Origin of the sequence: Streptomyces sp. NPDC014995 (assembly GCF_043080745.1) — a bacterium.
Classification (GTDB): Bacteria; Actinomycetota; Actinomycetes; order Streptomycetales; family Streptomycetaceae; genus Streptomyces.
The window spans coordinates 580,064-600,087 of record NZ_JBIBVX010000001.1; the positions used below are offsets into that span (position 1 = coordinate 580,064).

At 68.8% G+C, this 20,024-nt stretch carries 22 protein-coding genes; 21 read left to right on the plus strand and 1 reads right to left on the minus strand.

The window, feature by feature from the left end; all coding sequences use genetic code 11:
- Nucleotides 1-162 precede the first annotated feature (162 nt).
- From ACF1A1_RS02600 to ACF1A1_RS02610, 3 genes are all read left to right on the plus strand, one after another.
- Nucleotides 163-1,656: a PQQ-binding-like beta-propeller repeat protein gene (locus ACF1A1_RS02600; protein WP_391644644.1), complete on the plus strand. Its 1,494-nt coding sequence runs from the start codon at nucleotides 163-165 to the stop codon at nucleotides 1,654-1,656.
- A 266-nt stretch (nucleotides 1,657-1,922) separates the two neighbouring features.
- Nucleotides 1,923-3,158, plus strand: a complete 1,236-nt coding sequence (locus ACF1A1_RS02605) for a helix-turn-helix domain-containing protein (protein ID WP_391644646.1) — start codon at nucleotides 1,923-1,925, stop codon at nucleotides 3,156-3,158.
- Nucleotides 3,159-3,214: 56 nt separating this feature from the next.
- Nucleotides 3,215-3,718, plus strand: coding sequence for a flavoprotein (locus ACF1A1_RS02610; protein ID WP_391644648.1), 504 nt, complete (start codon nucleotides 3,215-3,217; stop codon nucleotides 3,716-3,718).
- A gap of 216 nt (nucleotides 3,719-3,934) precedes the next feature.
- On the opposite strand, the gene ACF1A1_RS02615 is transcribed toward ACF1A1_RS02610, so the two are convergent.
- Nucleotides 3,935-4,330: a GntR family transcriptional regulator gene (locus ACF1A1_RS02615; RefSeq protein WP_391644650.1), complete on the minus strand. Its 396-nt coding sequence runs from the start codon at nucleotides 4,328-4,330 to the stop codon at nucleotides 3,935-3,937.
- Between the two features lie 634 nt (nucleotides 4,331-4,964).
- Here ACF1A1_RS02615 and ACF1A1_RS02620 point away from each other — a divergent pair.
- The 18 genes from ACF1A1_RS02620 (at nucleotide 4,965) to ACF1A1_RS02705 (ending at nucleotide 19,864) form a co-directional block, all read left to right on the plus strand.
- The gene (locus tag ACF1A1_RS02620; RefSeq protein ID WP_391644652.1) at nucleotides 4,965-5,258 is read left to right on the plus strand and encodes a hypothetical protein; all 294 of its coding nucleotides are present in this window, start codon (nucleotides 4,965-4,967) and stop codon (nucleotides 5,256-5,258) included.
- On the plus strand, nucleotides 5,255-5,584 hold the full coding sequence (locus ACF1A1_RS02625; RefSeq protein ID WP_391644654.1) for a hypothetical protein: 330 nt from the start codon (nucleotides 5,255-5,257) through the stop codon (nucleotides 5,582-5,584). Before ACF1A1_RS02620 ends, ACF1A1_RS02625 begins: the two co-directional genes overlap by 4 nt.
- Nucleotides 5,584-5,961, plus strand: a complete 378-nt coding sequence (locus tag ACF1A1_RS02630) for an RRQRL motif-containing zinc-binding protein (RefSeq protein WP_391644656.1) — start codon at nucleotides 5,584-5,586, stop codon at nucleotides 5,959-5,961. Before ACF1A1_RS02625 ends, ACF1A1_RS02630 begins: the two co-directional genes overlap by 1 nt.
- Nucleotides 5,962-6,002: 41 nt before the next feature.
- Nucleotides 6,003-7,055 carry a hypothetical protein gene (locus tag ACF1A1_RS02635; protein WP_391644658.1) on the plus strand — a complete coding sequence of 351 codons (1,053 nt, stop codon included), beginning with the start codon at nucleotides 6,003-6,005 and terminating at the stop codon, nucleotides 7,053-7,055.
- A 254-nt stretch (nucleotides 7,056-7,309) separates the two neighbouring features.
- Nucleotides 7,310-8,848 carry a hypothetical protein gene (locus ACF1A1_RS02640; RefSeq protein WP_391644660.1) on the plus strand — a complete coding sequence of 513 codons (1,539 nt, stop codon included), beginning with the start codon at nucleotides 7,310-7,312 and terminating at the stop codon, nucleotides 8,846-8,848.
- Between the two features lies 1 nt (nucleotide 8,849).
- Complete coding sequence (locus tag ACF1A1_RS02645) at nucleotides 8,850-10,979, plus strand: hypothetical protein (RefSeq protein ID WP_391644662.1); 2,130 nt, start codon at nucleotides 8,850-8,852, stop codon at nucleotides 10,977-10,979.
- Nucleotides 10,980-11,209: 230 nt separating this feature from the next.
- A complete protein-coding gene (locus ACF1A1_RS02650) occupies nucleotides 11,210-11,515 on the plus strand; it encodes a hypothetical protein (protein ID WP_391644664.1) in 306 nt (101 codons plus the stop codon).
- Between the two features lie 14 nt (nucleotides 11,516-11,529).
- Nucleotides 11,530-11,700 (plus strand): hypothetical protein, encoded by a 171-nt coding sequence (locus ACF1A1_RS02655; RefSeq protein WP_391644666.1) that lies wholly within the window; start codon nucleotides 11,530-11,532, stop codon nucleotides 11,698-11,700.
- 4 nt (nucleotides 11,701-11,704) lie between these two features.
- Nucleotides 11,705-12,160 (plus strand): single-stranded DNA-binding protein, encoded by a 456-nt coding sequence (gene ssb / locus ACF1A1_RS02660; RefSeq protein ID WP_391644668.1) that lies wholly within the window; start codon nucleotides 11,705-11,707, stop codon nucleotides 12,158-12,160.
- A gap of 90 nt (nucleotides 12,161-12,250) precedes the next feature.
- On the plus strand, nucleotides 12,251-12,946 hold the full coding sequence (locus ACF1A1_RS02665; protein WP_391644670.1) for an SAM-dependent methyltransferase: 696 nt from the start codon (nucleotides 12,251-12,253) through the stop codon (nucleotides 12,944-12,946).
- Nucleotides 12,943-13,593, plus strand: coding sequence for a class I SAM-dependent methyltransferase (locus tag ACF1A1_RS02670; RefSeq protein WP_391644672.1), 651 nt, complete (start codon nucleotides 12,943-12,945; stop codon nucleotides 13,591-13,593). The genes ACF1A1_RS02665 and ACF1A1_RS02670 overlap by 4 nt, the downstream gene beginning before the upstream one ends.
- 17 nt (nucleotides 13,594-13,610) lie before the next feature.
- Nucleotides 13,611-14,519 carry a bifunctional DNA primase/polymerase gene (locus tag ACF1A1_RS02675; RefSeq protein WP_391645314.1) on the plus strand — a complete coding sequence of 303 codons (909 nt, stop codon included), beginning with the start codon at nucleotides 13,611-13,613 and terminating at the stop codon, nucleotides 14,517-14,519.
- Nucleotides 14,516-14,947 (plus strand): hypothetical protein, encoded by a 432-nt coding sequence (locus ACF1A1_RS02680; protein WP_391644674.1) that lies wholly within the window; start codon nucleotides 14,516-14,518, stop codon nucleotides 14,945-14,947. The genes ACF1A1_RS02675 and ACF1A1_RS02680 overlap by 4 nt, the downstream gene beginning before the upstream one ends.
- A complete protein-coding gene (locus ACF1A1_RS02685) occupies nucleotides 14,944-16,200 on the plus strand; it encodes a DUF3631 domain-containing protein (protein WP_391644676.1) in 1,257 nt (418 codons plus the stop codon). Before ACF1A1_RS02680 ends, ACF1A1_RS02685 begins: the two co-directional genes overlap by 4 nt.
- A 167-nt stretch (nucleotides 16,201-16,367) precedes the next feature.
- Complete coding sequence (locus tag ACF1A1_RS02690; RefSeq protein WP_391644678.1) at nucleotides 16,368-16,613, plus strand: helix-turn-helix domain-containing protein; 246 nt, start codon at nucleotides 16,368-16,370, stop codon at nucleotides 16,611-16,613.
- Nucleotides 16,614-16,692: 79 nt separating this feature from the next.
- Complete coding sequence (locus tag ACF1A1_RS02695; RefSeq protein WP_391644680.1) at nucleotides 16,693-17,943, plus strand: tyrosine-type recombinase/integrase; 1,251 nt, start codon at nucleotides 16,693-16,695, stop codon at nucleotides 17,941-17,943.
- 208 nt (nucleotides 17,944-18,151) lie between these two features.
- On the plus strand, nucleotides 18,152-18,730 hold the full coding sequence (locus ACF1A1_RS02700) for a hypothetical protein (protein ID WP_391644682.1): 579 nt from the start codon (nucleotides 18,152-18,154) through the stop codon (nucleotides 18,728-18,730).
- Between the two features lie 558 nt (nucleotides 18,731-19,288).
- Complete coding sequence (locus ACF1A1_RS02705) at nucleotides 19,289-19,864, plus strand: hypothetical protein (protein ID WP_391644684.1); 576 nt, start codon at nucleotides 19,289-19,291, stop codon at nucleotides 19,862-19,864.
- Nucleotides 19,865-20,024 lie beyond the last annotated feature (160 nt).

The following is a 20,024-nucleotide window of genomic DNA, read 5'->3' on the forward strand; positions in this document are numbered from 1 at the left end:
CAGACGTACAGCGACCTGGCCTCCTATCGTCGCTCTACTCGTTCCATCAGTGTCTTCGGGACTGCTTTGACTCGGACCTCGATTAACCCTGCCTTGGCCCCGCCTGACTATGTCGCGACGCTTCAAATGGCAGCGGACTGGCGCGCGTCCTAGTCTTGAGGAGTGGGTGCGAAACGCGATGCGTACGAGTATGACGTCTGCTTCTCATTTGCGGGTGAGCAGAGGCCGTACGTACGAGAGGTCGCCGATGGCCTCACCAAAATGGGGGTGAGAGTCTTTTACGACACTGACGAGACTGCTGAGCTCTGGGGAAAAGATCTCTACGAACATCTCGATCACATCTACCGCGAGGCGTCAAGGTACTGCGTAATCTTCGTCTCAACCGAATATCGGAAAAAAATCTGGACGAATCACGAACGAAAATCCGCACAGGCGAGGGCAATTCGAGAAGTGTCAGAGTATATATTGCCGGCGCGTTTCGATGATACCAAAATTCCAGGCTTGCGAGAGACGATGGGGTTTATCGATTTGCGCTCAACCACGCCGGATGAGCTTAAAGGTCTGATCCTCAAGAAGTTGGGCAAGCCGATAAGCAGAGCGCCGATTGCGCGCACTAAAGCCTCACCCGCGCCGAAATCGAAGTACAAACCCTGGGGGTTCAGAACGGGCAATACGATGTGGGGTACTATTTTGGGTTCGCCAGCCGCAACTGATGAATCCGTGTATGTCGCGAGCAGAGATAACCGCGTTTACGCCTTGGATGCCGCAACGGGGCGACTACGTTGGAGCAGCCAGAGGTGGCCAAGCCAAATCTCACCCCCGATCACTCTACGAGACATGGTCTATATGTCTTTGAGTCCCGCCCGCTGGAAGTCTGGCGGCATATTCGGTCTCTCCATGTCAAATGGGATGGTGACTTGGACCCATGAGATCAACGTGCCGATTGAGACCTCCCCGGAGCTCGCAGGAAATGCCCTCTACGTCACAGGTTCAAACGGAACAGTTTTCGCAATTGGCGCAGGGGCGAAGAGATGCCGATGGAAGCAGCAGGTAGGAAATCGCTTTTTGAGTCCACCCAAAGTACTCGGAAAGAGGCTCTACGTCGGTAGTGAAAACGGTATCATTCATGCCCTAGAGACCAGCAAAGGAAGAGAGCTTTGGCGGTATAAGACGAACGGTTCCATACGCTCTCCCCTTGCGGCCGCCAACGGAGTAGTCATTGCCGTGAGCATGTCCGACGGTATCTATGCTATCGATGCCGAGAGTGGCGAATTGCACTGGCGGATCAAATCGTTTGGAACGTTCTGCTCCCCCACTATTCATGACGGGGTATGCTACATCGCCAATGATCGAGAGTATGTACATGCGGTCGACTTGGTCGACGGAAATTCTCGGTGGATATATCCAGTACATGGCGGGGTCGGCCCCCTTAACGCCCCAACAGTGTCAAATGACATGCTCTACGTGGGAACCATGGCAGGATACGTCTATGCCTTGCGACTGGAGGATGGGGGATGGGAGTGGAGCCGCAAGGCGCGGAGCCAGATTTCCTCTAAGGTGACCGTCGCTAATGGAATGATATACCTATGTAGCTCTGATGGCGTTTATGCCATAAATGCAGAAACTGGAATGGGTGGCCTCCGTCAGACTTCATGACGGGGTCGCGGCCGTAATCCATCGCGGGCAGGGACCCTCGTTTCCCTGTCCCAATGCATGCGGATGCGTGCAGTCGCACGGGTGGTGTGCGACATGAACGACTCTTGTGACGCGTAGTGAAGGGACCCGGACACTGTGTCTGGGTCCCTTCAACATGAGGCGCTCACACTTGCTCTGGCCCGGCAACGGGCAAAGCCGACTACCTGCCCCCTCACCGGCTATGTACCGTGAGACGGGCCCCTACAACCCGCAGGAGGCAGCACGTAATGCGTGGCCTTGGAGATCACCTCAGCATCGGTGAACGCATCGCCTTCTACCGGAAGCGTCGCGGCTACACGCAAGAGGTGCTCGCTGGCCTGGTCGGGCGCAGCACTGACTGGTTGGCAAAGATCGAGACGGGGCGTCGGAAGCCTCCCCGGATCGACATGCTCGCGGAGCTGTCGCGCATCCTGCGCGTGCCCCTGGGGGACCTGCTCGGTCAGACCGTGCTCATGGAGGACGGGAAGCAGCAGGACGACGTTCCGGCCGTGCGCGACGCGCTTATGAGCCCGCGCCGGCTGTCTCGTCTGCTCTTCGGCCCCGAGGCTGAGGTGCAGCTCCCCACACCAGCACCTGTGGCCGTGCGTGTGGAGCAGGCATGGAACGACTACCAGGGTGGGCGGCTCGGCAGCGTCATCGCCGCACTTCCCGCACTCCTCCAGACTGCACAAGAGCTGGAGGAGCGAGCCGCACGGCGTGGTGAGGACCGTGGCGACTGCTGGGCAGTGTCGGCCCGTACCCACCACCTCGCAGCAACAACCCTTGCGAAGATCGGCGAATCGGACATCTCGTGGCTCGCTGCCGAGCGCGCCATGCGTGCCGCAGACGAGTCTGACGACCCGCTGGTGTTGGCGTCCGCCGCACGGTCCGGCACACACGCTCTGCTGGCCAACGGCAGGTACGACGACGCGTTGGAGCTGGGGAACACGGCCGCCGCATGGCTCTCGTCTCAGGTGACCGACAACGACCCTGCGGCACTGAGTCTGCTGGGGATGATCCACCTAAGGGCCGCTGTCGCTGCGGCCCGCCACCAGGACCGGCCCACTGCAACCAGCCTGTTGGATCGAGCCGAGGCACTCGCGGATGATCTCGGCTCGGATGAGAACTACTGGCAGACCGGCTTCGGACCCACGAACGTCCTGCTACACCGTCTGTCGGTTGAGCTGGACCTCGACAACGTGTCGTATGTGGTGGAACACGGCCGGATCAACGTCGACCACATGCCGCAGGAACGCAGCGTTTCGCACCGCATCGACTTCGCACGCGCCCTGTCGCTCAGCGGGCGGGGTGATGAGGCGTTCGCAGAGCTGCGCATGGCTGAGCGCACGTCGCCGCAGCTCGTACGCAACAATCCGAGGGTGCGCGAGACGCTGCGGGATCTGATCAAGCACTCTCCAGTGACCGGCGGCTCGCGATCGTCCGAGGTGTTCGTGATGGCTCAACGGTGCAGGGCGGTGCAGTGAGTCCAGGCAAGCGTGGGGTGCTCGGAGTCGTCGGGTCGGCAGCCGGAGGCGTAGAGGTGCTGCGCACTGGTCTGGTTGGGCCCGCGATGGAGCGCGGATGGCAGGTGGCCGTCACTCTGACGCCGACCGCAGGTCAGTGGCTGCGGATGAGCGGCGAGGTCGAGCAGTTGGAGAAGCTGACCGGCCTACCCGTACGCGATGAACCGCGGCTGCCTGGCGAGGCGCGACCGCACCCGCCGGTTGACTGCTACGTCGTAGCCCCCGCGTCGGCCAACATGGTGGCCAAGCTCGCCACGGGCGTGATGGACAACCAGGCGCTGACACAGGTGGGCGAGGCGATCGGCACCCTCGGATTGCCTGTCGTCGTCTTCCCTCGGGTGAATGCGGCACACGCCCGGCACCCGGCATGGCAGCACCACATCGACACCCTTCGGGCGGGGGGCGTGCGCATCATCTACGGCCCGGAGGTATGGCCGCTGTACGAACCGCGCGAAGCGCCGGCGGGGCGTGAACTCCCGTGGGGGGCACTGCTGGACGCCGTGGACGAAGTCACCCACTGACGAGTCGTCAATCATCCTGACCTGCAAAGAAAGAGGACCCGGACGCTCTGTCCGGGTCCTCTGCCGTTCACGGCTACATGCTCATTGGCATGCCAGGGATCAATGAGCGAAGCGGCGAGCTGGAAAGCATGACTCCTGCTGAACTCGCTTTGATCAAAGCGGGTTTGAGGGATGCACGCCTCACGGTCGAACGACTGCTGAGGCGCGCGGACGAACTCACGGCGGCGGTGGAGTCTCGCTGCCCACGAGCCGCTCAAGCCGGTCAAGCCGCTCCCCGAGCGAACGGAGAGCGTCATGAACCGTGCTGAGCTCTGCGGCCAGGGCCGTGAAAGCAGGGCTGCTGCCCGGCTCGGTACCAAGGGGTGCCGCAGGATCACGGACGAACGTTCCGCGCCCCTGCTGCGTGAGAATCAGCCCCTCGTCGCGAAGTTGGCCGTACGCGCTCTGAACGGTCATGAGCTGCACGCCAAGTTCCTTGGCGAGCGCACGAGCAGCCGGGAGCCGGTCCCCCGGGGCGTACTCACGATCGATGCCCGTGATCTTCTCGCGGAACTGCGCCGCAATCTCCTTGGCCGTCGGCGTGGGCTTGGGCACTTCGGGGCTCTGTTCCATACCCCCGAGAGTAGCCGGACCTAGGTCAATCTCTGATCCCCAGAGCACCGCTTGACATTAAGATTGACCTAGGTCAATCTTAATGCACGCCGGAACGAGACGCTCAGAAGGGCCTCACCGGCTGTGTTCCTAAGGGCTTGACCTGCAAGAACACACGACGAAGGACCCCGCCGGACCCGCTTACAGGCGCTCCGAGCGGCAGGGGAGACGTGAAAGTCCGTCGTCTTCACGGATCGATCGGTGTCATCGGCTAAGCCGCTGGTCTGACCCTCGGGCGTAGACCCAGGGGCCGGATCGGCGGGGATCCCGGTGATTGGGCTGCACCCGGTCCATGACAGGTAGCCATTCCAGGGAGATCGACTCAGCGAGTGACGACTGAGTGACGCGGTAACCGCGCGCCGTCCAAAGGAGGCGGAGCAAGGCGCGCACGGAGCCGCGAGAAGACAGTGACGGGCTTTCCCGTCACTCGTCATGCGGGCAGGGCGCCGGCATCACGTCGGCGCCCTGCCCGTTTGATGAGGACTTTCAGGGTCCCACCCGCACCGCATCCGGTGCGGTCCCCTTTCCCACGGCACGCGCCCCGTAGAGGCACCTCCGGGCGCGTTCGAGCCGTTCACTGTGAGGAGAGAACTCCATGAAGTGCATCGTTGCCGGTCATCAGGCCCTGAGTCCGGCGGAGTTCGCGGAACTCGCGCTGGGCACCCCGGTTGAGCTGTGGCTCGGGGTCGAGGGCGAGAGCGATGAGGAGCGCGCGGCCCGCCTGGACGCGGCGCGCGACATCCTCGCCGACCCGGAATACCGCGGTCTGCCGGACGACCTGGTCCGTCTGGCCGCGCGGGTGGTCGAGGAGCACCCGGACCTGTTCAACGTGGTCCCGCTGGCCCGTCCCGTCCGTTCCCGTCCGGCGCGCCGGGGGGCGGCGGCATGAGCGAGGGTCTGACGCTGGACGGCCTGGCTGTGCCGCTGCGGGTGCTGCGCTTGCTGGCCGTGGACTTCGGTCACCTGCCGGCGCCGGAGATCGACGTGTCGGCTCTCTACCCGAACCAGTTGGGGCTGAGGTTCCACGGCGGTCTGGACGACTTCGAGGTGTGGCGGGACGCGCTGGGCATCGCTCCGGACGCGGTGGTGTACCGCGAGCAGAGCGCCGGCCGTACGCGCGTGCTGAAGGCGTCCGCCGACTACGCCGGCGCCGTCCTGGAGTTGACCGGCTACGGCGACGTGCCCGCCCCGGCGCTGACCGTGGCGGCGGCCTGATGGCTGCGTTGGGCAAGTGCTTCGACCCGAGCGGCGCCCGGCACGGCATTCCCACCTACCCGTGGCGCTGCGCACCGGACGGGCTGGCGACCAGACGGCAGTTACGGGCCCGCGGCCTGCGCCCTGGCGGTCAGCCGGTCGCCGCGCAGATCCTCCGGCCGCGTTACCGGCGCGGGCCGCTGATCGCCTACCTCTACCGGCTCGACAAGGCCAAGCCGGTCCGGCCGATGACGGAGGCGAAGCGCCGGGCGCTGGCGTGCGCGATGCGAGCGCGCCGCACCTGCCCGCAGTGCCGCAACGATGCCGGATACGTCATCCCCACCACGCTCGGGGTGTGCGTGCCCTGCGCCTACCCCGACGACCAGAAAGCCCCCTGACCAGCAACGTCAGGAAGCAGTCTCCCCAGAAGGAGTAAACAGTGAAGCACCCCCCGGAAAGGTCCCTGAGCAGGGGCCAGGCACTCGTACTCGGTGCCGCCGCACTGCCCATGGTCGCGTTCGGCGGTCTGGGCGCGGTCGGCACCTACAGCAACATCACATCCGTGTTCCACCGGTCGGCTACCGCGCTGGGTGTGGTCGCGGCCGGTGAGGGCGCGACGCTCGTTCTCGCGCTGGTCCTGGTCGGTCTGACCATGCTGGGCCAGTCCTCCCCGGCGGCCGTGCGGGTCGGGCTGTGGACGCTGCCCGCGGTGGCGTCCCTGACCGGCGCCGCGGTAGCCAAAACGGTCACGGAAGCGGTGGTGTTCGCCGTCACCCCGATGGCCATGTGCGTGTCCGCGGAGGGCATGGGCCTGCTGGCCCGCCGGATCGTGGTCTACCGCACCGGCACGGACGCCGAAGCCCAGCGCCGCAACGCGGCCGTCATGCAGAAGCTCGCCTACCACCGGGCCCGCGCCGCGAACCACCCCGACGAGAAGGCCCGCAACAAGTCAGAGCTTGAGTCGTGGAAGCTCGCCGAGAAGGTCGGCGCGGGTGACGCCCTGCTCGGGGCACACCTGGTCGACGTGCAGCGCGAGCGGATGACGGCCGGCGCGGACGCGGCCCTTGCGGGCATGTTCGCCCTGCCCGTCACGGCCCCCGTCACGGGTGTGACGGCCACCCCAGCGCCGCGCGCTGTCGAGGGTGCGGACGGTGAAGGCGTCACACCCGTGACGGAGGGAGACACGCAGGTCACGGCTGTGCTCGAGACCGTTCCGCCGGAGCCCGTCACGCCCGTGACGCCCCCGGCCGAACCGCCCGTGACGCTCGAGGAGATCGCGGCCGTCGCCGGGGTGCCCGCGCCGGTGGCGGGCGAGCCGCTCACGGACGCTCAGCTTGTCGTCGTGCTGCGGCACCTGCGCTACAGCGACGACCCGCCGCTGTCCTACCGCCAGGCCGTGGCCGCCTTCCGTGAGGGCGGATTCGTCGGCGGGGAACAGCGCGTTCGCCGCGCGTGGGGATCGCTGATGTCCCACGAGGAATCCGAAGCCTGACCGACTCGTCCGGCACACACCAATGAGGACCAGCCCAATCGCAGTGGGCTGGCCCTCGTTGCGACTGCCGGAAGCAGTCGACCGCACCAGTGAAGCAGACCCGGTGAGCCCCGGCGAGCGGCACCCTCGCAGACCCGGCGCGCAGACCCGGCGAGCTTGTCCCGACAGCCCCCAGCGCAAAGGCCCGGACGCGCGCTTTGGACGGCATAGCGTCCGGGCCTCTGCTCTCCTCCCTTGAAGGAGTGGCTCTCAGCATGACGGAACTCACCACCGAACCGGTAGGCGTCGAGGCACCGACCGCATCGCCCCCGCCCGCACCTGTCCAAACCGCTCCGGTTCCGGCCGCGGCCGAGGTGGACCACACGCCCGGCGGCTGGCCGGTCGTCCCGCTCGCCCTGTCCGGGGCGAACACGACCGTGGGCATGGTCGCCGCCGCCTCGCTGGCCGGCGGCCCGATCGCCGCCGCCGTCGCTGCAACCGGCGCCGTCGTCCTCGGCGTGGCCGCCGCCTCCCGCAACCGCAACCCCAGCCCCCGCCGCGAGGCACGCCGTACCGCCGCCCGCACTGCGGGCCGAAGCACGGCAGCACGCGCGGCGGGCCGTACGCATGCGCGCCGGTCGGGTACGGGGTCCGGGCGGGTGCCCGGCCCCTCCCGACGCGCCGCCACCCGCACCCCCACCCGCAGCGCGGCAGGCAGCAGGACCGGCCGAAGCGCGGCCGGCTCACCGAAGAACACGCCCCGTGGCGTCGGCTCCGGGTTCGGCGCCAAGGTCGCGGGCCGCGCCGGGCAGGTTCGGGCGCTGCGGGCGGCGCGGCAGGCCGCGGGCGGCTCGCGGGCCGACCGGCGGGCGCAGACCACGGCCGCGCGCCGGGCGGTCGCCGACGCCCGCCGCAACGCCAACACCCGACCCGGCAAGCACGGTTCGACCACCCGCCGTGGTCCGGTCGGGCGGGCGCTGGGTGGTGCCGCCGGTAAGGCGCGGGCCGCGCAACAGGCGGCGATCGCCAAGCAGCGCGGCAAGCGGGACGCCAAGACCGCCGACCGGGTCGCCGCACAGCGCAGCACCCTGCGCAAAGCCCCCGCCCGCCGGGCAGCCCGTAAGGCGCTGCGCCGATCGGCCGCACGATTCCACGGCCGTCGGCTGCTGGCCGCGCTGCTCGCCCTGCCGCTCGGTCTGCTCGGACTGATCACCAGCCCGATCGGGCGGAAGTTCAAAATTCCCTGGCTCATCCACCCCGGCCGCCGACTGCTGCGCCGCCTCACCCTGTCCGCGGCCGAGCAGCGGGCCACGCGGGATGAGGCGATCCGCGACCAGCAGCGCGAGGCGGAGGCCACCACGGACGCCGAAGCACACAAGGACGGCACGGAGGGCGTCGCCGACACCGTCGAGCGCCCCGCCAATCCGGTTCCGACCAGCACGAACACCGCTGTGAGTGAAGGAGAGCACGTGTCCGGTTTCCGGTTCGAAGAGGCCGCCTCCGAGATGGAGCAGGCCGCCAACTCCTACGACCCCGACAACGCCATGGAGATCCTGGCCATGGTCGAGGGGCTCCCGGCCGCGCTGACCAGCGTGGCGAACGTGATGAAGATCCTGGCCGAGCGCTCCGACAGCGAGTTCCCGCTGGAGAAGGAGGTCGCGGACGGCTTCAACGACATCTTCGGCGCCCTGATGAGCGCCGTCGCCGTGGCGGAGGACATGGGCCCGCTGTTCCGGCAGGTGCACGAGCAGGACATCGCCCGGCACGAGGACCCCCGCAACGGCACCGAGGCTGAGAAGGGCTGGAACGTCTGAGATGAGCAGCACCGTCACCGCCAAGCAGAGGACCGGCAGTGGCCCGGTGCTGGACTGGGCGGCCGGTCACGGACCCGTGACCGGCGCCCTGTCCGCCACCACCGGAGCCTTCGCCGTCGCCACCACCGGCGCCGCCACGAGCATGCCCCCGGGTTGGGCGCTCGCCGTCGGCGCCGCCGGCGCCCTCGGCCACACCGTCACCGGTCTGCGGGTGCGCAACGCCGGCCGCACCCTGGCCACCCGCGCCGCGTCCTGGCTCATCGGCGCTGGATGGACCACCTGGGCCATGACCCACGGCCCGCTCACCTGGGCCGCTCTCGGATCGCTCGCCGCCGTCGGCGTCGGCATCGGCGCCGCCGCCCGGTCATCGGCACTGTTCGAGGAGGCGCGCGAAGAGGAAGCGATCGCGGCGGCTGAGCGGCAGATCGCCGCCGAACTGTCCGCGGAGCGCCGGGCGATCGCCGCGGAATGGGTCGACCGCATCCAGCGCGTGTGCTCCATCACCGTGCGCGTGCTCGGGGTCGAGATGTGGGAGACCGGAGCCGGGTTCTCCCTCGACGCCGAACTCCCGCCCGGCGGCGCCACCTATCAGAAGATCGCCACCGAATCGGGGCGGCTGTCCGCGGATGCGCGCCTGCCGCACGGCTGCACCGTCGCCGCCTCCCCCGGCATCGACCAGGGCCGGGTCATCATCGACGTGACCACCGTCAACGTCCTGGCGGAAGAGCGCACCTACCCCACCGACTACGGCCCGCTGTCCCTGCTGACCGGCATTCCGTGGGGCTACCGCACCAACGCTGAGGACATCCTGGTCTACCTGCGGGAACAGTGCGCGCTGGTGGTCGGGCCGACGGGTTCGGGCAAGACCAACATGGTCCACACGATCCTGGCCGGCTTCGCCCGCACGGTCGACGTGCTGACGTGGGTGATCGACCTCAACGCCGGCAGCGCCGGTCTGCCGTGGGTGCGTCCCGCCCTGTCCGGACAGCTCAGCCGCCAGGACGGCAAGCCGGTACGCCCGGGGGTGGACTGGCTCGCCGGGACCTACGACGAAGCCCTGACCATGCTCGACACTGCGGTGCGGATCGCCAAGCACCGCAAGACCGCCTACCAGGACCTGCTCTCGCGGGCGAACACGGACCTGCTGCCGGTCAGCGCGCAGATTCCCCAGATCATGCTGGTGGTCGACGAGGGCGCGGAGATCCTGGTCAGCACCGACCGGCAGATGCGCAAGCTCGCCGAGAAGATCCTCGAAGTGATCCGGATCGCCCGCGCCATGGGCGTGCGTACTGTGCTCACCGCGCTCGGAGCCACAGGCAGCGTGCTGGGCAACCTGATGATCCGCCGTGAGGGAAAGGTCCGGGTCGCCCTCACCGGGGGCGAGACGGAGGGCATGGACCTGTCGAAGATGTTCCCCGGCGCCCGCGGGCTGCGTGTCGACCAGGCGCCGTACAAGGGCGCCGGGTTCCTGGGCACCCCGGAATCCCCGGCGGGGCTGTTCAAGGCGTGGCGGATCCTGCCGAACCAGATCCGGGAGATCACCGCCGCCACCTCCGACCGGCACCCCACCCTCGACGCGGTGTCCGCCAAGGCGGCCGGCCCCGCCTACGTTCGACGCTGGGACACCGAGCGCACCGCATGGATGGGAGACCACCCCGACACCGAGACCGGCGACGACTCCGCCGCCCGCCCGGCCGAGGGAGGGCTGAAGCTGTCCGCCCTGCGGGGCGAGCCGGCGCGGCCGGTGTCGGAGGAGGACGAACTCGCCCGCCGCTTCCGCGAGCAGATCGACGCCGAATTCGGCACCGCCCCCGACCCGCACACCCCCGACCCGGCCCCGCCCGTAGCGGCCGGGGGCGGGCTGAACCTGTCGGCGCTGCGGGGCGAGCAGGAGCAGGACAGTCCCGCGCAGCGCGCCGCGCTCGCCCTGCTGCTCGCCGCCGGCACCGATGGGACGGGAGCGTCAGCGATCGCCCGCGGGCTCGCCGACGAGTACGGAACGAACCGTCAGACGGTCGTCGGCTGGCTCAAGGACTGGGTCAAGGACGGCACCGCCGTACGCGTCGGAGAGGGCACCAAAGCCCGCTACGTCCACCGCCACCACACCACCAGACAGCCCCCGCAGGACTGACCGCCTGTCGCTTGTCGCCTCTCCCGAACCAATGCCGCCCACCGGCCCTCAGCGGGTCGAAAACGGCGTCTGAGCTGGGATGCGACAAGCGACAAGACAAGACAAGCGACAAGCCGCACGACAAGTGAGACGACAAGCAACGCGACAGGCGACACCCCACCACAGCACCCATCCGCACGGGCCCGCGCCACCTTCGGCGCGGGCCCGCGGCTCACCCCGAGGGAGCCACGATGAACCACACCCCGCCGGGCATCATCGCCCCGCACATCCCCGCCGACACCTACCGCCGCGCACAGGCCACCGGACAGCCCGTCGTGGTCGTCGTCCACGACCCTGCACCGGCCGGGACCGACTGGCGGCGCCTGCTGATCCCGTTCGCCGTCGCCGGCGCGACCGTCGCCGGCGGCTGGGGACTGGTCGCCGCCATCTGCTTCCTGCTCGACGTGGCCGCCCACACCTTCACCGTCATCGCCGGCGCCGCCGGACCCATCGGCATCGGCGGCATCACCCTCAAGCTCGCCCGCTCCAAGAACTGACCCGAAACGACACCGTGTTCGAGATCCGCGTCATCTGCGCGCCGGACGACGCCGACCGCGTCAGCCAGACCCTGGCCGCCGCGTTCGACACCGGCCCCGCCCGCCAGTACCCCACCCGCGACCGCAAGCACACCCGCCTGTACCTCACCGCCGACCACCGCCCCACCACACCCGAAAGCGAGTGACCACATGTCGTTCGGAGAGACCCCGATCACCATCATCGGCAACCTGACCGCCGACCCCGAGCTGAAGTTCACCGCCTCCGGCCAGGCACTCGCGCGGTTCACCGTCGCCTCCACGCCGCGCACCTTCGACCGCGAGTCCAACCAGTGGAAGGACGGCACGTCCACGTTCTTCCGCTGCGCCGCCTGGCGCACCCTCGCCGAACACGTCGCCGACTCCCTCACCAAGGGCTCGCGGGTGGTGCTCTCAGGGCGGATCCGTCAGCACGACTGGCAGACCCCGGGGGGCGAGAACCGCTCGATGCTCGCCGTGGAGGTCGACGAGATCGGCGCGTCCCTGCGCTTCACCACCGTGACCATCAACGGCAAGCGCACCAACGGCAACGGCGGCGCCGCCCCGTCGGGCGACCCGTGGAACACCGGGGACAACCGCCCCGAGCCGGGCAACGAACCGCCGTTCTAGCAACGCCCGGGGCGGGCGCACCTCTCGCCAAAGATCCGCGCCCGCCCCGGCCAGTCCAGTCCCTTCCCAGAGATCTGGAGACCACCCAGCATGACGCAACCCACCATCTTCCGGCGAGCCCGCGGCCGACGGCCGCGCCTGCTGGACACCTTCTGCTGCCAGGGCGGCGCCGGCATGGGCTACCACCTGGCCGACTTCGACGTCACCGGCGTCGACATCACCCCGCAGCCCCGCTACCCCTTCACCTTCGTACAGGCGGAAGCGGTGGCGTTCATCCGCGAGCACGGCGCGGAGTTCGACTTCATCCACGCCTCCCCGCCGTGCCAGCACGACAGCGAGTGCCAGCGCATCCAGCGCAACACCCATCCCGACCTGATCGCCCCCACCCGCGCCGCGCTGGAGACGACCGGGCGGCCGTGGGTGCTGGAGAACGTGCGCGGCGCGGTGCCCAAGCTGCACGACCCGGTGATGCTGTGCGGGCAGATGCTCCGGCTGGAGAACTACCGGCACCGGTTCTTCGAGACCGGCGGAGGCTTCCGTCTCGACCAGCCCGGCCACCCGGCGCACCTGGTGCCGCAGGCCAAGATGGGCCGCCCCGTCCCGCCCGGCCACTACGGCCAGTTCGTCGGGAACTTCTCCGGCGTCGACCTCGCCCGCAGGGTGCTGGGTGTGCCGTGGATGAACCGCGACGGCATCCGCGAGTGCATCCCGCCCGCCTACACCGAGCACATCGGTACCGCCGCGCTCGCCCTGCTCGCCACGGACCGTCTGGGGGTGGCCGCGTGAACGCGCGCGTGCTGCCGCTTCGCCGGCCGAACGGGCGGCGGGTGCTGGACGTGTGCTGCGGCGCGGGCGGGCTGTCCATGGGCTACTACCTCGCCGGCTTCGACGTCGTAGGCGTCGACATCCGCCCCCAGCCCAACTACCCCTTCCCCTTCGTCCAAGCCGACGGCATCGACTACACCGCCGCCCACGGCCACACCTTCGACCTGGTCCACGGCTCCTGGCCGTGCGAGCGCTACGCCACCGTGACCAGGTGGCGTGGCAACCCCGACGACCACCCCGACCTGATCGGCCCCGGACGGGAGGTCATGCAGGCCACCGGGCGGCCGTGGGTCATTGAGAACGTCACCGAGACCGCCGCCGCGCGCCTGCTGCGCCCGGACTACCTCCTGTGCGGCACCCAGTTCGGCCTCAGCGTCCGCCGCCACCGCGCGTTCGAGACGTCCGGGGGCGGGGGCGGGGACCTTCTCCCGCCCTGCTGGCACCACCAGGGCCTGCTCGCGTTCGAGCACAAGGGCGAGCGCGCCTACGCCGACGCCATGGGCTGCACCTGGATGACCAACCTCGAAGCCCGCAAAGCCGTACCCCCCGCCTACACCCAGTGGATCGCCGACCAGTTCCTCACCCTCGAAGGGAGGACCGCAGCGTGAGCAGCACCCCGCTCGACATGCCCGCCGTCGACCTCGGTCACCTGCACCTGCTTGCCACCGCACTGTGCTCCGCAGCGTGCGGCTGGCCGGTCATCCCGCTGCACCCCGGCAGCAAGCGGCCCGCCGGGCACCCGGAACGCTCCTGCCCCGGCACGGGGCGCTGCACGGACGGGCACCGCACCCCCGAGCAGCGCGCCACCACCGACCCCGGCCTGATCCGGACGGCATGGGCGCAGCGGCCGTACAACGTCGGGATTGCGACCGGCCCGGCCGGTCTGCTCGTGGTCGACCTGGACGTGTGCAAGCCGGAAGAGCCAGAAGGAGCGCCTGACGGCGCCACTTCTCTGGCAGCGCTCTGCGAGCGCGCGGGCCAGAGCCTCCCCGCCACCTACCAGGTGCGGACTCCCAGCGGAGGCCGCCACCTGTACTTCACCGCCCCGCCCGGCGGGAAGCTGCCCAGCAGCGTCAACCGGCTCGGGCCGCACATCGACACCCGCGCCTGGGGCGGCTACGTCGTTGCCCCCGGCAGCACCACCCCCGACGGTGCCTACGAGATCCTCGACGACGCCCCCGTGGCCGCTCTGCCGCCCTGGCTCACCGCCCTGCTCGCCGAACCGTCCCGGCCCGCCGGTCCGGTCATCGTCGCGCCGGTACGCGACGGCACACGGGCCGCCCGGGCGGCGCTGGAGCGCGAGACGGCCGCCGTCCGCGGCACGCCGGAGGGCGGCCGGAACACCCGCCTGTTGGCCGGCGCCCGCTCCCTGGGCCGGTTCGTCGCATGGGGCGAGATCTCCCGGGACGTGGTGGAGGAGGCTTTTCAGGCGGCCGGCGAGACGGCCGGACTCTCCGCGGCCGAGTGCAGGGCCACCATCCGCAGCGCCCTGGACTGGTCCATCCGCACGTGCCGGCCGCGGGAGACGGCATGACCACCCCCGCCCGCCCCGCCCTGAAAAGCCGTCCCGACACCACCGGCCGGCCGGACTCCGCCGACACGTCGGCACCTCCGGCTCCGGAGGGCGGCCGAACGAAGGCCGCCCGTCAGGGCGTCCTTTCAGCCCTTCCTTCTGACCCGCACCCGACCGGCCACGCGCGCCACAGCGCCGAGGATCCGACGCCGGACCGGCCCGGAATCCGCGTCTACGCCCCGCCGGTCTACCGCCACCACTACGACGGCGCCCGCTGGTCCAAGCGCCACGGCGACACCCCCACCGCCGCCTACGCCTGCCCCTGCGGCGAGACCCGCACCGCCCGCGGACAGGACGACGTGGCCGCCCTGGTCACCGAGTACGCCGCCCACAAGTACTTCTGCACCGGCACGCCCGCCCCGCACACCGAAAGGAGGAACGCCGCGTGACCAGCACGAAGCCGCCCGCCCAGACCATCGACGGCGCCGCCCTGCTCGACGAGGTCGAAGCGTTCCACCGCCGCTTCAACGTCTTCCCCACCGAGGCCGCCTACGTCGCCGTCACCCTGTGGGACGCTCACGCGCACCTGATCGACGCGTTCGACGGCACCGCCCGCCTCGCGTTCCTCTCCCCGGAACCCGGGTCGGGCAAGTCCCGCGCGCTGGAGATCGTGGAGACTCTCACCCCGCGCGCGGCCACCACCGTCAACGCCTCCGCCAACGCCCTCTTCCGGCTCGTGGAAGCCGACGGAGGAACCCCGACACTCCTCTTCGACGAGATCGACACCGTCTTCGGCCCCAAGGCCGGGGGCAACGAAGAGGTCCGCGGGTTCCTGAACTCCGGCTACCGGCGCGGCGCCAAGTCCCTGCGCTGCGTCGGCGACGGCTCCAACCAGTCCACCGAGTGGTTCTCCTCGTTCTGCGCCGTCGCCATGGCGGGACTCGGCTCGCTGCCGGACACGATCCTGACCCGCTCGGTCATCATCCGCATGCGCAAGAAGGCACCCAACGAGGCGGCCGAGCCCTACCGCCGGCGCGTCCACGAAAAGCAGGGCCACGCCCTGCGTGACCAGCTCGCCGAATGGGCCACCACCGTGCACGACCAGGTCGCCGAAGCCTGGCCCGAGATGCCCGAGGGCGTCTCCGACCGGCCCGCCGACGTGTGGGAGCCGCTCCTCGCGGTCGCCGACGCGGCCGGCGGCCACTGGCCCGAGCGGGCCCGCGCCGCCTGCGTCGAACTCATCAAGGCCGCCCAGCAGGGCGACGAAGCCTCCCTCGGGGTCCGCCTGCTGACCGACCTGCGCGACAAGGTGTTCTGCGGCGCCGACCGCATGCCCACCGCCGCCATCCTCGAAGTCCTCCACGGGCTCGATGACGCGCCCTGGGCCGACCTGAACGACGACGGCAAACCGCTCACCGCCCGCGGCCTGTCCAAGCTCCTGAGCCAGTACGTCCGCCCCGACAACACCCCCATCCGCCCCCGCGGCATCCGGGTCGGCAGCGGCACCCCGAAGGGCTACTACGCCGAGGACCTCACCGACGCCTGGGCCCGCTACTGCCCCCCGCCCCCCGAGAAGTCCGCAACATCCGCAACATCCGCAACACCGCAGGTCAACGGCGGTGAAAACGTGGCGGAAGCCCCCGACGAAAGCCGCCACATGCCCGCGGAAGCCGACACACGCACGCTGCGCATCGTCGGCTGAAGGCCCCCGCCCCTACGGTGCCGCCGCGCTGCCGTGCGGCGGCACCTATCCGCAACACAACCGGCATCCGCAACAAATCCAAGTCGCTGACCTGCGATGTTGCGGCGTGGCGGATGTTGCGGATTTCCCAGAGCCCCCACGACGACACCCGCAATGAAGGGCATTCGATGAACACGCCCTCACGTATTCATGCCGACCCGCGGGCCACACTTCGGGCCGGCCTCCCGGACCGGTACCTCACCCCCAACGACATCGCCGAGATGTTCGAGGTGCCCATCGAAACCGTCTACCAGTGGCGCAAGAAGCGGACCGGCCCGCCCGGCTTCCGCATCGGCAAACACCTGCGCTACGACCCCGCCGACGTGCACGCCTACGTCACACAACGCAAGCACGTCAGTCAGGACGCCGCCTAACCGAACACCGTCGGAGACAGCAGGGAGAGTCGCTGCCAGCGACTCTCCCTGCTGCATGTCGAGAGAGGACCGCCGCCGCATGGCTGGCCACATCCAAGACCGCTGGTACAAGACGGAAACGGACGCCAACGGCAAGCCCCGCCGCGTACGCACTGACCGCTACGGAACGGGAATGCGGTACCGGGCCCGGTACATCGGCCCGGATGGCACCGAGAAGAGCAAGTCATTCCCCGACGGACAGAAGCGACTGGCCGATCAGTGGCTCGCTCACATCGAGGCCGACATGTCGCGCGGTCAGTACATCGACCCCGCCGTCGGCCGAGTGACGTTCCGGCAGTACGCCGAGAAGTGGCTGAAGACGCAGACAACCGACATGACCACCCGAGAGTCAGTCGAGTCGGCGATTCGGGGCCACGCGATCCCCTACCTGGGATCGCGCCCCCTCGGCTCCTTCAAGCCGGAACACATCCGGGACTGGCTGAGCGGATTGGAGCGGGCCGTACCCGCTTCCTCCTATCGGCGGGTGATCTACAACAACGTGTCGACAGTCCTCAATGCGGCTGTCGACGACGGTCACCTGTCAAAGAACCCCTGCCACGCGCAATCCGTGCGGCCCCCTGCTGCGGGAAGCGGCCGCGTTGTGCCGTGGAGCGCTGAGCGCGTCTTCGCCGTCCGGGCGGCGCTGCCGGAACGCTTCCGCGCCGCCGTCGACCTCGGAGGCGGATGCGGGCTCCGGCAAGGGGAGATCTTCGGGCTCCCCGTCGATGAGGTCGGGTTCGATTCCGGATGGCTACACATCGCCTACCAGGTGAAGGTGACCAAGGGGCATCTCGTGTTCGCCCCGCCGAAACGAAATAAGGTCCGCGACGTTCCCCTGCCGGACTGCGTGGCGCAGGTCCTCAAACAACACTTGGAAACGTTCCCGCCTGTCGACGTCACTCTGCCCTGGCTGCGGCCGGACGGTTCACCTGTAACGAAGCGGCTGCTGTTCGCCCGCCTCGACGGGGCCGGCGCAGTCCGACGGACCGACTTCAACACCCGAGCGTGGAAGCCCGCCCTTGTCGTGGCCGGCGTCATTCCCGAGCCCGCGCCCGGCCAACGCCATCAGGCGGCCCGCGAACACGGGATGCACGCTCTCCGGCACTTCTACGCCTCCGTCCTGTTGGACGCTGGCGAGAACGTCAAGGCGCTGAGCACCTACCTCGGACACAGCGATCCGGGCTTCACGCTCCGGGTCTACACGCACCTCATGCCAAGCAGCGACGCGCGGGCCCGGAAGGCCGTGAACGAGCTGTACGGCGGTGTCGTTTCGACGCCAGGCACTCCCTGATGTCTCTGGTCCGCAGGAGCAGCCGTCGCTCAACCAACGGATGCTCCTAGCCGCCTGGGTGCTCACTACGGGCGGAGACCAACGGGAGGTCTGCTTGGCTGGCCAAGCAGACCTCCCGTTGGTCTCCGCCGGCGTCTCGGGGGCGTCCCAGCCGTACCCGCCAGCACAAGACCCGTAGATACCGTCCCGGGCCGTATGCTCTTCGACCATGGAAATCACACCCGTGATAGCCACGCTCCTCGGAGCGGGGTTCGGGTCACTCACAACAGCGCTGGTTGCCGTGGTGGTTCAAAAGGCGACCCTTAAGCGCGAGCGGGACCATAAGCTGTGGGAACGTCAGGTCGCAGTTATCGAGGAACTCGTCAAGCACGAGAGAAACCTCGCGTACAAGCGGCGCGACTCGATGCGCGACCCGGAAGGTGACGTGTTCCTTGCCCTGGACGACGCTTTCAAGCAAACCGACCTGGCAAAGATCAACACGCACCTTGAGCTATACGGGACACCGGAAATGAAGGCAGCTCACGACGCGACGTGGCAGGCGCTTCGGGACTGGCTCGTAGAGTTCATCGAGTGGCAGCGCTGGAACCGTAAGACCGGCCCTGGCCACGAGGAGCACGAACGCGCCGAGGCGGTTCGCGAGACGACCAAGCGATGGCCGAATGTCGAGAAGTTGTCGGCCAAGGCCGACGGGGCGTACGACGAGATGGTCAAGGTACTGCGCGCCACGGCGGTCTTCGAGCCGGTCGTCAGCCGCGTGACCCCGCCGAATCGGGAACTCACCCGGTAGCGGGGCCTAGGCTCCTGCCATGCCGTTGCAACCCGTCGAAGCCACCCTCATAGCCGCGTCCGTTGGAGCCGTGGCGTCCACGTCTGCCGTTATCGCGACCCACCTCCTGACTCGGAAGCGCGATCGGGCACACCGCATTTGGGACCGCCGTGCCGACGCGTACGTCGAGGTCGTTCGGTCAGCGCGCACCCTGGCGAGCAGTCGGCGTGAGGTGCTTCGCACACGGGAGATGCCTACCGGCTCACTCGACCCAGGGTCAGATCAACGGACCCTTCTGCTGACGGAAGCACAGCTTGACCTTTTTGGTTCTGAGGAGGTCAAGCGGTTGCATCAGGCCCGCTTGGAGTGCTTCAAGCAGTACGTCAAAGCACTGCGCGCCTGGCGCGACACCAAGTCGCTCCCCCCTGAAGAGGGCCACAATCTCGAAGACGACTGGAAGCTCGTCGAATGGGCCGTTAAGGAGTGGGACCGAGCTGATGACGCCCTGGTAGAGGCCGTGCGCAAGGAAGCGCGGTTCCGCAAAAGTGGGCGGCGGTGGCCACGACGCCGAGAGCTGCCATGACGATCACACCCGTTGCCCTTGCCCTTATCAGTACCGGTGCCGGGTTGCTGGGGGCCATCATCGGCACGGTGGGCACCCTGGTCTCGGCTAGCCTCACCCAGCGCGCGACCCGCGACCGTGAGAGCGAGTTCAAGATCTGGGAGCGCCGGGCCGACGCGATCGAGGAGGCGCATCGAAAGATGCTCGCGCTCGGCAACGCGCGGGACGTCGCCTGGTCGCGGAGGGAATTGCCCACCGGTTTGAGCCCTGCCGACCTCGACCCGGGGCACCAGGACGAGCACTTCCGGCTGGTCGTCACCAAACTGACGCTCTACACGACGCCCGAGCTAGTGCAGGCTTACCGAGAGTCCAATGAGGCACTCCTGAAGTCGCTGCTCGGCGTTCAAGGTGTGAAACTCGCGCTGTCAGAGACCGGTGCGGAGAGCGACCGACCGAGGCGGCAGCTGAACATCAATGCGGCGGTGGCCGTCGCCACTCGGGCCATCGAGGAGTCCAAGGCTGCTGACGAGCGACTTGCAGCTGCGCTACGTGAAGCGGCTGCCCTTGCGGCCACCCGCCCCCGTCGCCGTTAGCCGGCCTACTCGCCCTTGGTAGGCCAGAGCGTGAGGCGTGATCGCCCTGGGGCAACGATGGTGGCGCGGGCCGAAGGCAGGCCCGACACAAAGGGGCGAGCACCGATGGTGGGCTACAGCACGTTGACCTTCGCTCTGACGGCCCAGAGACGGCCCAGGG

Excerpts from the sequence above, each read along its gene's own strand:
- ssb (WP_391644668.1), top strand. The coding sequence starts at position 11,705 with ATGTCGTTCGGAGAGACCCCGATCACCATCATCGGCAACCTGACCGCC.
- ACF1A1_RS02665 (WP_391644670.1), top strand. The coding sequence starts at position 12,251 with ATGACGCAACCCACCATCTTCCGGCGAGCCCGCGGCCGACGGCCGCGC.
- ACF1A1_RS02695 (WP_391644680.1), top strand. The coding sequence starts at position 16,693 with ATGGCTGGCCACATCCAAGACCGCTGGTACAAGACGGAAACGGACGCC.
- ACF1A1_RS02615 (WP_391644650.1), bottom strand. The coding sequence starts at position 4,330 with ATGGAACAGAGCCCCGAAGTGCCCAAGCCCACGCCGACGGCCAAGGAG.
- ACF1A1_RS02625 (WP_391644654.1), top strand. The coding sequence starts at position 5,255 with ATGAGCGAGGGTCTGACGCTGGACGGCCTGGCTGTGCCGCTGCGGGTG.
- ACF1A1_RS02645 (WP_391644662.1), top strand. The coding sequence starts at position 8,850 with ATGAGCAGCACCGTCACCGCCAAGCAGAGGACCGGCAGTGGCCCGGTG.
- ACF1A1_RS02700 (WP_391644682.1), top strand. The coding sequence starts at position 18,152 with ATGGAAATCACACCCGTGATAGCCACGCTCCTCGGAGCGGGGTTCGGG.
- ACF1A1_RS02675 (WP_391645314.1), top strand. The coding sequence starts at position 13,611 with ATGCCCGCCGTCGACCTCGGTCACCTGCACCTGCTTGCCACCGCACTG.
- ACF1A1_RS02640 (WP_391644660.1), top strand. The coding sequence starts at position 7,310 with ATGACGGAACTCACCACCGAACCGGTAGGCGTCGAGGCACCGACCGCA.
- ACF1A1_RS02630 (WP_391644656.1), top strand. The coding sequence starts at position 5,584 with ATGGCTGCGTTGGGCAAGTGCTTCGACCCGAGCGGCGCCCGGCACGGC.
- ACF1A1_RS02620 (WP_391644652.1), top strand. The coding sequence starts at position 4,965 with ATGAAGTGCATCGTTGCCGGTCATCAGGCCCTGAGTCCGGCGGAGTTC.
- ACF1A1_RS02605 (WP_391644646.1), top strand. The coding sequence starts at position 1,923 with ATGCGTGGCCTTGGAGATCACCTCAGCATCGGTGAACGCATCGCCTTC.
- ACF1A1_RS02650 (WP_391644664.1), top strand. The coding sequence starts at position 11,210 with ATGAACCACACCCCGCCGGGCATCATCGCCCCGCACATCCCCGCCGAC.
- ACF1A1_RS02705 (WP_391644684.1), top strand. The coding sequence starts at position 19,289 with ATGACGATCACACCCGTTGCCCTTGCCCTTATCAGTACCGGTGCCGGG.
- ACF1A1_RS02690 (WP_391644678.1), top strand. The coding sequence starts at position 16,368 with ATGAACACGCCCTCACGTATTCATGCCGACCCGCGGGCCACACTTCGG.
- ACF1A1_RS02680 (WP_391644674.1), top strand. The coding sequence starts at position 14,516 with ATGACCACCCCCGCCCGCCCCGCCCTGAAAAGCCGTCCCGACACCACC.